The sequence below is a fragment of the Hymenobacter defluvii genome, from assembly GCF_017589435.1.
GTDB classification, from domain to species: domain Bacteria; phylum Bacteroidota; class Bacteroidia; order Cytophagales; family Hymenobacteraceae; genus Hymenobacter; species Hymenobacter profundi.
This window is the reverse complement of record NZ_JAGETX010000004.1, coordinates 1-12476: the sequence shown is the minus strand read 5'-3', so window position 1 is coordinate 12476 and position 12476 is coordinate 1. Positions and strand designations below refer to the sequence as shown.

The 12476-nt window shown below is 52.4% G+C and carries 13 protein-coding genes and 1 pseudogene; 7 read left to right on the top strand and 7 right to left on the bottom strand.

Features of this window, described 5'->3' with window-relative positions:
* Window positions 1–41: 41 nt before the first annotated feature.
* The 4 genes from J4D97_RS08795 (at window position 42) to J4D97_RS08780 (ending at window position 4169) form a co-directional block, all read left to right on the top strand.
* Entirely contained in the window at window positions 42–488 is a 447-nt protein-coding gene (locus J4D97_RS08795; RefSeq protein WP_208307259.1) for a hypothetical protein, read from the top strand.
* 404 nt (window positions 489–892) lie between these two features.
* Complete coding sequence (locus J4D97_RS08790) at window positions 893–1645, top strand: hypothetical protein (protein ID WP_208307258.1); 753 nt, start codon at window positions 893–895, stop codon at window positions 1643–1645.
* Between the two features lie 8 nt (window positions 1646–1653).
* Entirely contained in the window at window positions 1654–2235 is a 582-nt protein-coding gene (locus tag J4D97_RS08785; protein WP_208307257.1) for a recombinase family protein, read from the top strand.
* A gap of 26 nt (window positions 2236–2261) precedes the next feature.
* Window positions 2262–4169: a glycosyl hydrolase family 28-related protein gene (locus J4D97_RS08780; RefSeq protein WP_208307256.1), complete on the top strand. Its 1908-nt coding sequence runs from the start codon at window positions 2262–2264 to the stop codon at window positions 4167–4169.
* Between the two features lie 300 nt (window positions 4170–4469).
* Here the strand turns inward: J4D97_RS08780 and J4D97_RS08775 are convergent, their stop codons facing one another.
* The 3 genes from J4D97_RS08775 to J4D97_RS08765 are packed head-to-tail and all read right to left on the bottom strand — an operon-like array spanning window position 4470 to window position 5802.
* Complete coding sequence (locus J4D97_RS08775) at window positions 4470–4661, bottom strand: hypothetical protein (RefSeq protein WP_208307255.1); 192 nt, start codon at window positions 4659–4661, stop codon at window positions 4470–4472.
* Window positions 4634–5185 carry a hypothetical protein gene (locus tag J4D97_RS08770; RefSeq protein ID WP_208307254.1) on the bottom strand — a complete coding sequence of 184 codons (552 nt, stop codon included), beginning with the start codon at window positions 5183–5185 and terminating at the stop codon, window positions 4634–4636. The genes J4D97_RS08775 and J4D97_RS08770 overlap by 28 nt, the downstream gene beginning before the upstream one ends.
* 8 nt (window positions 5186–5193) lie before the next feature.
* Window positions 5194–5802 carry an Arm DNA-binding domain-containing protein gene (locus J4D97_RS08765; RefSeq protein WP_208307253.1) on the bottom strand — a complete coding sequence of 203 codons (609 nt, stop codon included), beginning with the start codon at window positions 5800–5802 and terminating at the stop codon, window positions 5194–5196.
* A gap of 214 nt (window positions 5803–6016) precedes the next feature.
* Between J4D97_RS08765 and J4D97_RS08760 the strand changes: the two genes are divergently transcribed.
* From J4D97_RS08760 to J4D97_RS08750, 3 genes and pseudogenes are all read left to right on the top strand, one after another.
* Window positions 6017–8053, top strand: coding sequence for a sensor histidine kinase (locus J4D97_RS08760; protein WP_208307252.1), 2037 nt, complete (start codon window positions 6017–6019; stop codon window positions 8051–8053).
* An 18-nt stretch (window positions 8054–8071) separates the two neighbouring features.
* A complete protein-coding gene (locus tag J4D97_RS08755; RefSeq protein WP_208307251.1) occupies window positions 8072–8482 on the top strand; it encodes a response regulator in 411 nt (136 codons plus the stop codon).
* 171 nt (window positions 8483–8653) lie between these two features.
* A pseudogene (locus tag J4D97_RS08750) lies at window positions 8654–9729 on the top strand (IS3 family transposase).
* A gap of 103 nt (window positions 9730–9832) precedes the next feature.
* On the opposite strand, the gene J4D97_RS08745 reads toward J4D97_RS08750, so the two are convergent.
* The 4 genes from J4D97_RS08745 to J4D97_RS08730 all read right to left on the bottom strand — a co-directional run bounded on the left by J4D97_RS08745 (window position 9833) and on the right by J4D97_RS08730 (window position 11758).
* Complete coding sequence (locus J4D97_RS08745) at window positions 9833–10240, bottom strand: hypothetical protein (protein WP_208307250.1); 408 nt, start codon at window positions 10238–10240, stop codon at window positions 9833–9835.
* A 24-nt stretch (window positions 10241–10264) separates the two neighbouring features.
* Window positions 10265–10669: a hypothetical protein gene (locus J4D97_RS08740; protein WP_208307249.1), complete on the bottom strand. Its 405-nt coding sequence runs from the start codon at window positions 10667–10669 to the stop codon at window positions 10265–10267.
* A gap of 71 nt (window positions 10670–10740) precedes the next feature.
* Window positions 10741–11208 carry a hypothetical protein gene (locus J4D97_RS08735; protein ID WP_208307248.1) on the bottom strand — a complete coding sequence of 156 codons (468 nt, stop codon included), beginning with the start codon at window positions 11206–11208 and terminating at the stop codon, window positions 10741–10743.
* 88 nt (window positions 11209–11296) lie between these two features.
* Window positions 11297–11758, bottom strand: a complete 462-nt coding sequence (locus J4D97_RS08730) for a lipocalin family protein (protein ID WP_208307247.1) — start codon at window positions 11756–11758, stop codon at window positions 11297–11299.
* Window positions 11759–12476: the final 718 nt, after the last annotated feature.

Genomic DNA, 12476 nt, shown 5'->3' with positions numbered 1-12476 from the left:
GTTAGGACTCTCAGTGCTATAATCCTTACCATCGTGTAATTATGAAGAACACACTCCTATTTTCCCTGTTACTGGCGACGCTAGGCGCTTGTCAAAAAGAAGAGGAAGAGATGGTGCCGAGCACCGCCTACCCTCAAACGTGGCAACTGGTTAAATCCACCTCTAGTTGGACGAATACGGTTCAAACAGGCGCGGCCCTGCCCTGGCAGGAGACGTATGTGTTCCAGGCCGATAGTACCTTCATCAAAACGCGCCAACAAGAGGGGAAACGTGCGGTTGCCCACGGTACGTTCTCCGTGCGCACCTCCGCGAGTGGACCGTACACTATCCTCACGTACAACGCAGCCAACGATCTCATGGGCACTTGTACCCCAACCGAGTTCAAGGAATACCTTGTCTTCAAACCAAACGATGTACTGGTCAATACGTGGGAGGCCTGTGATGGTCCCCGCCTCGAGTATCAGCAAGTCGCGCAGCAAGACCGATAGGAGCGCGCCTAGTTGCATCATGCTATGATGTGTTGCCAAGAACGTCGCGCCCATGAGCGTTCGAAATAGAGTTCTTTTCTGAACGGTTTGCCGAGTAGCGTAGAAGCCCCAAGAGCGCAGGTTCTTGGGGCTTCTTTATGATAGCTATTCTGAACGCTAGTGTATGTCTACGACATTGATGTCGGAGACATACTGAATTTTGATGCGAAATATTCTGTAGGCAAACCCCTCCATTATTCGGTCGAATTTTGGAGGAGTTTTCCGACCCCTCTCACGCCCCCGAAAACGCGGTTTTTCGGGGGCATTTTTTATACCGATTATTGGAGGGGGTTCTCGTAGCTTTACAAGCTACTTACTTATATAACCAACCTTAAATTTTAACCATGTTAGTGTACAAGATATTGATGCCTGGCACATCTCTAATAGGGGAAAGCGACACAAGTATTTCCCGTTTGCTGCAATCATTAGAGACTACTTTCTTAGAGGCAAATGTTGCCATGAATCTTTTTAAAAAGCATCAAGAGACGTATTCTACTGGTGCTTATACTATTGAGCAATCAGATAAATTTTGGCAAAGGTTAGAGGAGGTTTATCCGTCATTTCAAAGGCTGGGACAAGAGAAAGGATTAGGGGGAGATAAAATTGACTTAAATGTCCGCGAGTATGTTCAGCAAGAACAATGGGATCATGGGATAGCACCCAGACAATTTATAAGTAGTGAAATACGTATTTACGCAAATGCCTTTTTGTTCGCGTTTGATTCTTTTTATAAAGCCCTAAAAATTTTACTGGAGTGTTCGGCTCGTAAGAATGAATTAGCGAAGCCTGTAGCTGCATTAGAAACAGCCTTTCCGGATATAGTGGCTATTAGGAATTCTGCGCATCACATGGAGGATAGGGTACGAGGTTTACATGGAATACATACTAAAAAGAGCATTCCATTGGTAGAGACACTATTAGATGATAATCTTATCAGTGTTAAAGGTGTAACAGTGGCAGCAGTAATTGGAACGAAGTACGGTAACACACTTACAGATGGGCGGCTTGCAATGATAGATGTATCTGAAGCAAGTATGCAGAAGTTACAGTCTATTTATCAAGAAGTCATTAATTGCTTTGAGTGGAGTGGTACTGCGTACATAGTTCCTAGAATTTGATGAACATTATGAACGCAGCCATATACGCCCGTGTGAGCACCCGCGACAAAGGCCAGGATACCGAGAACCAGCTGCGTGAGCTACGGGGCTTCGCAGAGCGGCTGGGCTACTCCGTCTATAAAGAGTACACCGATCAGGAGTCAGGCGCCAAAGCCGACCGACCGGCCTTTAAGCAACTCTTTCAGGATGCCCACCAGCGCAGATTCGATGTGGTGCTGTTCTGGGCTTTGGATCGCTTCAGTAGGGAAGGGGTAGCCGAGACGCTGGGCTACTTACAAAACCTATCTGTTTCGGGCGTGCAGTTCAAGAGCTTCACCGAGCAGTACCTCGATAGCACTGGCATTTTCAAGGATGCCATCATTAGCATCTTGGCTACCATTGCTAAGCAGGAGCGGGTGCGCCTGAGCGAGCGGACCAAGGCAGGGCTGGCGAAGACGGTGGCGAAGGGCACTGTACTTGGGGCGCCAACGAAAAGCACGGATGTTATTGAACAGGTGCGGGCGTTAAAGGCTACCGGTATATCGAATCAAGCTATTGCCAAGGCCATGCAGATTTCCCCTAGTACAGTAGCAAAATACACTTCGAAGTAACTATTCATTCGCACAAGGTCCTAACTATGCTTGACCGGTTTGTTCTCCTAGTAATAACCATTGCTTCAATGCTTTTTAATAATTCCTTGGTCGCGCAAGGAGTAATTAAAAAAGACTTGAGAAAGGATTTTGGGGCCCGAGGAGATGGAAAGACAAATGATCAGGTCGCTTTTGAAAAAGCAGCCCATTTTTTCAATACTCTTTACAAAGACCCAAAACAGGCAGCCACTAAATCGGTGCTGTATATCCCGAAAGGAATCTACATAGTAGGTAAGCAGGATTCTATTAACACCTGTACTTCTTGCTTTGACGACGCGAACGGTAAGAGCCAGAATATCTTCTACTTGAATGGTATTGACCTGCTTAATTTCAAGAAGTGCCGTAACCTGACAATTATAGGGCAAGACAGCGCGACAACGGAAATACGTTACGCCGCGGGCTTAAAATATGGCTCTTTTGATCCAAAGACGGGTAAGCCGTACAAAACGCCTCCGGGGTACTTCACGGACTATACTTACGCAGCTAAGGGTGGTACGTGCATAACACTGCAGGAATGCGAGAACGTAACGGTCGCCAATCTCACGGTGAATGGCAATAGCAAGAATCTAATCGTAGGTGGCGCTTGGGGAGATACGGGCATCCAGTTGGCTTTCGATGGCCTCTTTGTCAGTAATTCCAAGAATATCAACGTCAGTAACGTATCCATGCACCATCTGGGCAGAGACGGCATGCAAGTGTTAAATCACCTGTCTAAAACGATAGAAAGTGCTGACATAGAAAACATCGTAGTTAAAAACTCCTCTTTTAACTACAATGGTCGGCAAGGCTTGTCTCTAACGGGCGTAAATGGTTTTAAGGCTTACAATTCTAGTTTCAATCAAACGGGTCGTGTACGGAACGCATCAACGGGCAGGTACTTATATTCTAATCCTGGTGCCGGAGTCGATCTGGAGCCGCAAGATGGCTTCGTGCTGAACGTAGAGTTCGTGAATTGCCAGATGATTAATAACAGCGGCCAAGGCATGGTATCCGATAAGCCGGAGGGCAATCATCCCAATACCACCAAAAATATCCGTGTTACAGGCTCTACGCTGTGGGGAGTAACTAATTGCAGTGCCTGGATCACGCAGCCGGGCTTCTCGTTTAAATCCTGTAAAATTTATGGCTCCTTTTTCCATGGCTGCGATGCGGCCAGGGAAGAGGATGCTACCACGTTTGAGCAGTGCGTATTTGAGGACAAGGCCTACGGCAACCGTCTAGTGGCTGACACAGTGCATATATTGTCGGTAGAGCACATGCGTAAAATGAGATTTACCGCTTGTCGCTTTATCAGTCATCGCACTCCTTTTCTGCGCATCGTGCCGATCTCACAGGAAATGAAAGACTTGCCCGTCTTTCGGGAGTGTGAGTTCGTGTACGACAACTCACAACAGCCCACAACAGACGCTAGTATCTTAGCAGGAGGCGTCTTTAGAGGAAATACGCTGTTCAAAGATGCTGCGAAACACAAAGGAAACGCGAGGAAATTATTCTACTGGGGAGATAGTATCCGTGTAACTACAACAACCCTGGACGCGTCAGCCACGATGCAACTTCAGGCGCAAAACACGAGCTACATCGCACAGGGGAATTTTACGATGGGTAAAGCAACGAGTGTTACCGTTGGCAACGCAAACCAGCTGACTTTTGCTTCGCCTACGCGCAGTAAAGCGGAATTGCATATTGGTCCGACCGCCCGGATGGTAGTAAAGTCAGGCGGTGCCCTGGAAATTCTGCCAGGGATGAACGTAGTAATAGAAGGTAATTTAATGGTAGAGGATGGGGCGTATGTGTACATTGATCCCCAAGCAGTCGTAAAGACGATTGGAACGGGAACAGTGCGTATTTCACCGAAAGCTACAAAGACAAAGCATCCTGATTTCATTGAAAAATGACGTTCATAATAGGCTTTCAAACTAGCTTATTAAGGGTCTGGAAGACTGTAAACTGCCCCATGATTTGCCCCATTCTTCTTAAAAAGTACCTTTTAAGGCCGTAAATGCAGTATTATAGAGTCCGGGTGGGGCGCCTTTTTTTTGACCCTGCTACAAGGGGATTATATAAAAACGCCTCATACGTTTCGTATGAGGCGTTTTCGTTTGCGGCGAGTAGCAGCGTAAAACAACTTATAACACGGTTACGCCACCCATTACGCCACCCTTTTTGGGGTGTTTACGCCACCCAGTGGGACTCCATCAGGCCACCCGGTGGGCAGTCTTGCGGTAGGCTTGTACCAGCTCCTGCTCGTCGATGCCCAGGTAGCGGTTGAAGCTCTTCTCGGTGGTGTGGCCGGTGGCCAGCATCACCTGCGCCTTGGGAATGCTCTGGTAGATATTCAGGGTAGCGAAGGTCTTGCGGCCTAGGCGCATGGAGAGCGGGATGCGCATGGGCCTGCCAGGTGCTGCACGTGGGGCAGATAGTCGTAGATCTCGCGCACGTAGGGTAGGCAGGTGGCCAGACCCAGCGGGGCGTACTGCTCGATGAGGGCTACAGGTCGGAACACGTCGTCGTCGAAGTAGGGGATGACGCAGAGCACGCCGGTCTTGTTGGCGTGGATGCGGACCACTTCGCCGGCCAGGTGCTCGGGGGTCAGGCGGTTGGCGTCGCCCAGGCCCAGGTAGCAGCAGAGCAGCACCTTGTCGCGCACGTGCTGCAGGCGCTGGTGGTGCTCGTCGAGGGTGACGATGGGGCGGCCGCCGGGCAGCTCGCGCTCGGCCTGCTCAAAGTGCTTGGCCACGTAGGCGCGCACCTGGAGCGTCGAGAGGTCCACGGCGGCCAGGCGCAGCAGCTCGTTCTCGGTGAGGGCATCCACGCCGCGGTAGCGCTCGGGCGCCTCGAAGGCCTGGTAGCGGCGGTTGACGGGAATGTACTGCCGCTCGCTCCAGTGCAGAAAGGCCTTCAGGCGCTTCACGTGCGCGCTCAGAGTTTGATACTGTGCCCGCGCGTGGTGAGCACGTAGCGCTGAAATTTGGCGTAGAACTCGTGGTTCATGCCCGCGAAGGTGAGCGGGTAGCGCGCCTGCTCGCTGAACTCTTCCAGCTCGCGGCGCGTGCGCAGCAGGGCGCTGATGGTCTTCTTTTCCAACGGCTTGCCACTGCGCAGCGAGACTTTGCTCTGCTGGTGCTCGATCCACTGCTGCATGGTGGTGAGCAGATCAGGGGCCGGTGGGTCGAGTAGGGGGAGGCCGGGGGCGTCGGGCTGCTTGTCCGTGTCGCCGGCCAGCAGCAGGTAGCGCCGGCGAATCTCGGCTTCCATTTGCGGAGCGGTGAGGCGCTGGCCGCGCACGGCCGCGTCGCGGTGAGCGTTGTGGGCGGCCTCGGTCCAGTGCTGGAGCACCAGGTTGCGCTGCTCGGCGTAGGCGCCGGGCTTATCGCGCACCAACGAGGTTTTGGGGTTCCAGTGCTCGGGCTGGTACCGCTCGCCCGAGGATAGGCGCAGGCGCTTGCCTTCCCAATAAAAGGTAAGCTGAATAGGAGCGAGGCCCTTTTTGTTGAGTTTATCCTTTCGTAACTCGCGGGTAACTTCCATGGGGGCAAGTATAAGCAGAAGCGGCCTCTACTTATAAAACACGAGCCTTCCTATAGCAGTGGGCAACAGATTGTGCGCAATTCTGCACATACAAAAAGAAGCATATGTTACCTTCGTACGCCTCGTTGTGTATGCTCCCCCTACTATGTCTGATTTATCTGCGTCGGCTCTGCCAAACGATAGTGTTCACCTAGAAGGCTTATCACGTGTGCTGATGGAAACAGCACAAACCGGTGTTATGCTGCTGCGCCCCTGCTACGCTGCAGATAGCGAAACCATTGTTGACTTTGCATATGTAGCACTCAATTCGTTGGCACGACAGCAGTTACGCCTACCTGAGCACCCGCGTGAGTCATTGCTGACGCTTTTTCCTGCGACTAAAGAGGAGGGCGTGTTTAAGTTCTACTGCGAGGCCTTTCTCTCGGGCGAGGTCACGCGTTGGCAACATATATACCAGCACGACGGGCTGGATGGCTATTTCATGCTCGTTGCACAGCGCTACGAGCAGGTGTTGGTCGTCAACTTTACCGATAACAATGACCGGCCCCGCACGGCCGTAGAAGATGCCCTGCGTGAAAGTCAGATTCGGGAAAAGGCCGCCCGTGCCGAGGCAGAGCGTCAACGCGGCGAGCTGGAGCGCGTGTTTGAACAAGCCCCAATAGCCATTGCCGTGTACCGGGGACCGAATTATATCATTGAGCTGGCCAATTCTACGGTGGCCCGGCTCTGGGGGCGCACTCAGGACCAGCTCCTCGGCAAGGGCTTATTTGAAGCCTTGCCGGAGGTAGCCGGTATGGGCTATGAAGAGCTACTCGACGGCGTGATGGCGACCGGTGTGCCCCACGTGGCCCGCGCCATGGAAGCGCAGCACGATCGGAACGGTCAACGGGAGACCGTGTACTGGGACTTTGTGTACGTACCCATGTACGCCGCCGATGGTAGCATCAATGGGGCGATGGTGGTAGCCAATGAAGTGACGCAGCAGGTGCGCGCGCGTCAGCAGGTCGAACAGCTCAACTACGAGTTAGAAGCCCGCGTGGGGGAGCGCACGCGTCAGCTGACGGAGCAACAGGCGCTCCTAAGCCAGATTCTGAGCAATGTGCCGGCCTACATCGCGACCCTCACGGGCCCGGAGCACCGCTTCACGTTCTTCAACGAGCTATTCCACCAGCTTTCCGCCGGCCGCGTCGAGCTGAATTTGCGTGTGGAAGAGGTGTTGCCCGAAGCAGTAAAGCAGGGGTTTATCAGCATACTGGATCAAGTATACGCTACTGGTATGCCCTACATTGGGCAGGAAGTGCCCATCTATCTCTATAACGCAGCTACTGGGCAGCAAGAGTTGCAGTATCTGAACTTCGTCTACGAACCGCTCACGGACAAGCAGGGGAGTACGGTAAGCATCTTGGTATTTGCCGTGGATGTGACGGAGCAAATGCTCGCGCGCCAGCAAACGGAAGCAGCGCAGGAACGGGTACAGCAACTCAACGAAGAGCTAGCAGCCATCAACGAGGAACTGCAGGCCACGAATGAAGAACTGCTCGGGTCGAATACGCAACTGCAGCACATCAACACGGATCTGGACACGTTTGTCTACGCGGCCTCGCACGATTTGAAATCGCCCATTGCCAACATTGAGGGGCTAATCGACGCTCTGCGGGAGTATTTGCCCACCGAAGCGCAGGAGCCCATGGTGCCGCGTCTGGTCGGCATGATAGACAATTCCATCGCGCGCTTCCAAAAGACCGTAGAGCACCTAACGGAGGTGTCGCGGCTGCAAGCTACTCGGCAGCTACAGCCGCCGGAGACGCTGCACCTGGCTAGTATTCTGGAAGAGGTTCGTCTGGACTTGCTGCCGCTACTGGAAAGCAGCCACGCCGACCTTCACATTGCGGTAGAAGACTGCCCCAGCATTCATTTCCCGGTGAAGAGTATGCGCAGTGTGTTCTTCAACCTGCTGAGCAATGCCGTGAAGTACCGTGCTCCCGACCGCGAGCTACGCGTGCAGGTGCGCGCCCAGTGCCTGCCGACGCGCCTGGTAGTCGAAGTGCAAGACAATGGGTTGGGCCTAAGCGAAGCGCAGCAAGCCCAGTTGTTTACCATGTTCAGGCGCCTGCACACGCACGTGGAGGGCTCGGGCGTAGGCCTTTATTTAATTAAGCGAACAGTCGAAAACGCAGGCGGTACCATCACGGTGCACAGCCAGCTCGGCGTTGGCTCAACCTTTACGGTGACGTTGCCGCGCCGCGCGTAACGTTGCCACTCTGTACCCATGGAAAAACTTCCGCATATTCTGCTCGTTGATGACGACGATACCACCAATTTCATCCACGAGACGCTGCTCACCAAGTTGCAGGTAAGCCACGATATCCGCGTGGCCACGAGCGGGGAGCAGGCACTTGAGCTTCTTACCCAGCAGCCGCCTTACGTACCCACCTTGCTACTGCTCGACTTGGCAATGCCGGGGATGGGGGGCATTGCGTTTTTGGAAGCCTACCAGCGTCTGCCGCAAGCGCAGCAGAACGCCACCAAAGTTATCGTGCTCACCACGTCGATGGATTCGCGCGATTTAGAGCGCATCGATGAGTTACCGATTGCCGGACTCGCTAGCAAACCCCTTAACCGCGAGAAGATTGATACGTTGCTGCGGCTTCATTTTCAGCGGCAGCTGCCAGCGGAGTAGCTAGGGTTTAGCAGCAGGTGTGCGCAGGTCAAATAAAGAAGCGGGACCCCTTGCCTTACCAATAAAAAGTGAGTTGGTAAAATGAAGTGACCTCTTCCTGTACGCTTCCCCAAACCGAGCGCCAGTTGTGAGTAGAGAAAGATGTAACTTTCCCTACCTGACGACTGAGAAATGAAAAAAGGACGATTCAGCGAGGCCCAGATTGTGGCCATTCTTCAACAGCAAGCCAGTGGGCAGACGGTGGCCCAGATTGCGCGCGAGCATGGCTTGAGCGAGGCCACGTTTTATGCCTAGAAAAGCAAATACGCCGGGGCCAGCGTCGCCGAGCTCACCCGGCTCAAGCACCTGGAAGAGGAGAATCGTAAGCTCAAGCAGATGTTCGCCGACCTAAGCCTAGAGAATCAGGCCATTAAGAAGATCCTGCGAAAAAAGTAAGTAGCCCTGCGGCGCGGCGCCAGGCAGCGCAGGGCTTAGTAAGGAAGGGCTGGAGCCAGCGCCGGGCGTGTGCCCTGGTGGGGCTGGCGCACGGCAGCTATCATCCCGTGGCGCAGGGGCGAAACGATGCGCCCGTGCAGCAGGCCCTGCGGGCGTTAAGTGGGCGGCATCCGGGCTGGGGGTTCTGGAAACTGCACCACCGCTTGCGCAAAAATGGACTGCTAATCAACCATAAACGCACGTTACGCATCTATCGGGCCCTGGCCCTTAACCTGCCTCGGCGCCTGAAAAATCGCGTGCCCGCCCGCGTCAAGCAGCCCCTAGTGGTGCCCGAGGCCGCCAACGAGTGCTGGTCACTCGACTTTACGAGCGACGTGTTGACCGACGGCCGCCGGTTCCGCACGCTCAACGTGCTCGACGACTACAACCGCGAACTGCTGGGCGTGGAAATCGACTTCTCTTTGCCTGCTAGTCGCGTCGTGCAGGTACTCACGCGCTTAGTCGAGTGCTATGGTCGCCCCCTGCAGCTGCGCACCGACAACGGCCCTGAATTTATCAGCGCCAAGCTGAGTGAGTGGTGTGAGCAGCAGGGCATTTCCCTGCACTGGATTCAGCCCGGTAAGCCGACGCAGAATGCCTACATCGAACGCTTCAACGGCTCGTTCCGCCGCGAACTGCTCGACGCCCACCTGTTCCGCTCGCTGGCCCACGTGCGCCAGCTGGTGGACGAGTGGCGGCACGACTATAACACCCAACGGCCCCACCAGGCCTTGAATTTTATGACCCCACTCGAATTTAAACAAGCCGCTTAACCTCTGCCTACCACTGGCTTATCGAAGAGGGAAGCGTACAATTAGTTTTAATTAGAATTATTTATGCCCGCCGCGCAGCAACCTCAGCATCGGCGGCTTCTTATTACTTATTCGCTGGCACAGATTGCTTCTCCTTCTTACTTACCAAGAGGCTAAGGAGTATGAGCAAGCCCGCTAGCGTTTGTAGAAAATGCTGCGAGAGGAAATCAAAGGTTTTGAGCCCAGTATCAAACCAACTGGCTTGAGTGCCATAGGAGATAATATTTATTAATACTAAGCCATACAGTACCAAGAATAAGGTTTTGGCTGGCCGCAGCCCTTTCCGTATGTAGTAGTATATCAATAGCAGGAAAGGTGTAATAAGGTATAGCTGGAGGTAATCCTTTGTTTGTAGGTCACTGGCGAAATAGCCTGTATGACGTAAGAAACCCATGAGTACACTAAGTCCAAAAGTGAGGAAAAGCGCATTGGATGCCCAGATATCGTATTTACGTGATTGAGTAGCTTCCATAACTGTAAAGGTTAATTCGACTGGTTATGCTTGCCCCACGGCAACCCCAGCACCGTAGGAGGCAGCGCGGTAGGCTTTGAATAGGAACCAGAGCGTACCAAGATTTAGGGCTAGGAAAGAAAGTATGCGCATAATAGTGAAAGGGCTGCTATGAAGCAGATTAGGCAATCCATACAGGCAAAAAATACTCATGCCCGCTGCATTTAATAGCACCAGTACCTTCGCCCACATTTTGCCTGCCCGAAGCTTTATTCCTACTACGATTAGAAAACCCAGAAAAAGAGCCAGCGCAATGATGACGAATAGGGGAGCTGGGATTTTGCCTACTGGATTGAGGAATAGATAGATTACAGGAATCATGTATAAGGTTAAGCTAACCAGATACAAGTAAGAGGCTATTGCGTTGTTGCGGCGAACAGTTGCGTTCATAGTTCTCTAATTCAGTCGATTATGCCCGCCGCGCAGCAACTCCCGTATCGGGGGATTCTTAAGGCTACACGTTAGCGTGTATACTCGCCTCCAGTAACTAAGCGAAAAGGGCCAGTGGACGACGAGCGAATTTCTTCCTGTTCTATTTGCAGGGTATTGCTTGTTAGCTTCACGATAGTGAAAGGCCAGAAGCGGTAGCTGCTTGTTAGCGGAAGATCAATCGTAAGCGTCTGATCCTGGCGAGTATAATGTGCCGTGTAGGGTGTAGCTTCAATGGAAGTAGTAGAGAAGCGTAGTAAACCGAAAAGGCTTTTTGATAGAGTGAGACTGTCCTTCGTCAGCGTCAGCGTTTCGTCAGCTACGGCAGGAGGAATAGTTGATTCGTTGGTAAGGGTGCCATTCGTATTATAAGTGCGGGAGTAAGCCCGTTGCAGCTTCCAGGTGCCTTCTAGGGTAGGCTCGGGCTCTGGGTTGTCTTTGGAGCAGGCGGTGGTGAGCAGCACGAGGCTCAGCAGTAGCAGGGAGAGAATGCGCAACATAGTAATAAGATTAAGTGAGTAAATTAATTCGGTCGGTTATGCCCACCGCGCAGCAACACCAGCATCGGCGGCTTCTTGGGGCTACGCGTTAGCGCGTGTATATACCCCCGGTGGCAAAGCGTGTAGGCCCTCCAACATAAGATGTAACTATTGGTGAGGACTGTTCTATCTCTAGGCTATTGCCATCTAGCTCTAGAATGGTGAAGTAGATGTTGCTCGTTGATAAATCAATAGTAAGCGTTTGGTCTTGCCGAGTATATGGTGCCGTGTAGGATATAGTTTTGAGAGGATTGGCCCATGCTCTTTCTTGGCCGAACAGGCTTCTGGAAAATCCGATACTGTCACGCTTCAGCGTGAGCGTTTCGTCGGTAAAGGTGGGCGGAATGTCGAAATCTTTGGCAATTGTGCCATCCGCATTATAGTAACGATAGTAAGCCCGTTGCAGCTTCCAAGTGCCTTCGAGGGTAGGCTCGGGTTGTGGGTCATCCTTGGAGCAGGCGGTGGTGAGCAGTACGAGGCTCAGGAGTAGGAGGGAGAGAATGCGCAGCATAGAGATAAGGTTGAGTAAGTGATGCAGGCTGGTTTTTGACTCTGTGACGTGTGCTTATTGTATACGCGCGTAACGCTCCGTCGAAATTGAATAAGTAACGCCTTTAGGGTTATATATATAGGGCGAAAACATCTCCTTTCTTCTATAGCGGATTTTCAGAGAGGTAGCAGTCAGCTCTACCACCGTAATGCGGGTATAGAATTCTATGGTAGGCGTAGCTACGAGCAAACTATCCTGCTGTGTAAATTGAAAGGGGCTCCTGCCATATATAGGCCAGCCCGTTTTGTAGAAGAATTGAAGCGTGTTGCCCTTAACAGCCAGATATCAAGTAGTGAGCGTATCCTTATCCTGTATGTTGTGTAATTCAATAGGGTAAGCTAGCGTGCCAATGCTGTCATACATAGCGTAGGTCTGGCTTCTTAATAGCTACCGGCCTTGCAGCGTGGGTGCGGGTTCGGGGTCTTCTTCTTTGTTCTTGGAATCGGAGCAAGCGGTAGTGAATAGCACAAGGCTAAGCAGTAGGGCAGAGAGAAGACGTAGCATAGGAATAAGATCAAGCAGATGAGTAGATTAATTTGGTCGATTATGCCCGCCGCGCAGAAGCACTAGCATCGGCTGCTTCTTGGGCAAATAGTTAGTAGTGGGATGGTCCAGTAAAAACGGACAGTGCGCTAAGATAGGCTGATTTGAAAGTCGCGTTCGAATTGATGGGGCGAGC

Coding starts and splice junctions, on each gene's coding strand:
- J4D97_RS08795 (WP_208307259.1), top strand. CDS start 42: ATGAAGAACACACTCCTATTTTCCCTGTTACTGGCGACGCTAGGCGCT.
- J4D97_RS08790 (WP_208307258.1), top strand. CDS start 893: ATGCCTGGCACATCTCTAATAGGGGAAAGCGACACAAGTATTTCCCGT.
- J4D97_RS08775 (WP_208307255.1), bottom strand. CDS start 4,661: ATGCGCATCCCGCTCTCCATGCGCCTAGGCCGCAAGACCTTCGCTACC.
- J4D97_RS08740 (WP_208307249.1), bottom strand. CDS start 10,669: ATGAACGCAACTGTTCGCCGCAACAACGCAATAGCCTCTTACTTGTAT.
- J4D97_RS08760 (WP_208307252.1), top strand. CDS start 6,017: ATGGAAACAGCACAAACCGGTGTTATGCTGCTGCGCCCCTGCTACGCT.
- J4D97_RS08735 (WP_208307248.1), bottom strand. CDS start 11,208: ATGTTGCGCATTCTCTCCCTGCTACTGCTGAGCCTCGTGCTGCTCACC.
- J4D97_RS08745 (WP_208307250.1), bottom strand. CDS start 10,240: ATGGAAGCTACTCAATCACGTAAATACGATATCTGGGCATCCAATGCG.
- J4D97_RS08785 (WP_208307257.1), top strand. CDS start 1,654: ATGAACGCAGCCATATACGCCCGTGTGAGCACCCGCGACAAAGGCCAG.
- J4D97_RS08780 (WP_208307256.1), top strand. CDS start 2,262: ATGCTTGACCGGTTTGTTCTCCTAGTAATAACCATTGCTTCAATGCTT.
- J4D97_RS08730 (WP_208307247.1), bottom strand. CDS start 11,758: ATGCTGCGCATTCTCTCCCTCCTACTCCTGAGCCTCGTACTGCTCACC.
- J4D97_RS08765 (WP_208307253.1), bottom strand. CDS start 5,802: ATGGAAGTTACCCGCGAGTTACGAAAGGATAAACTCAACAAAAAGGGC.
- J4D97_RS08755 (WP_208307251.1), top strand. CDS start 8,072: ATGGAAAAACTTCCGCATATTCTGCTCGTTGATGACGACGATACCACC.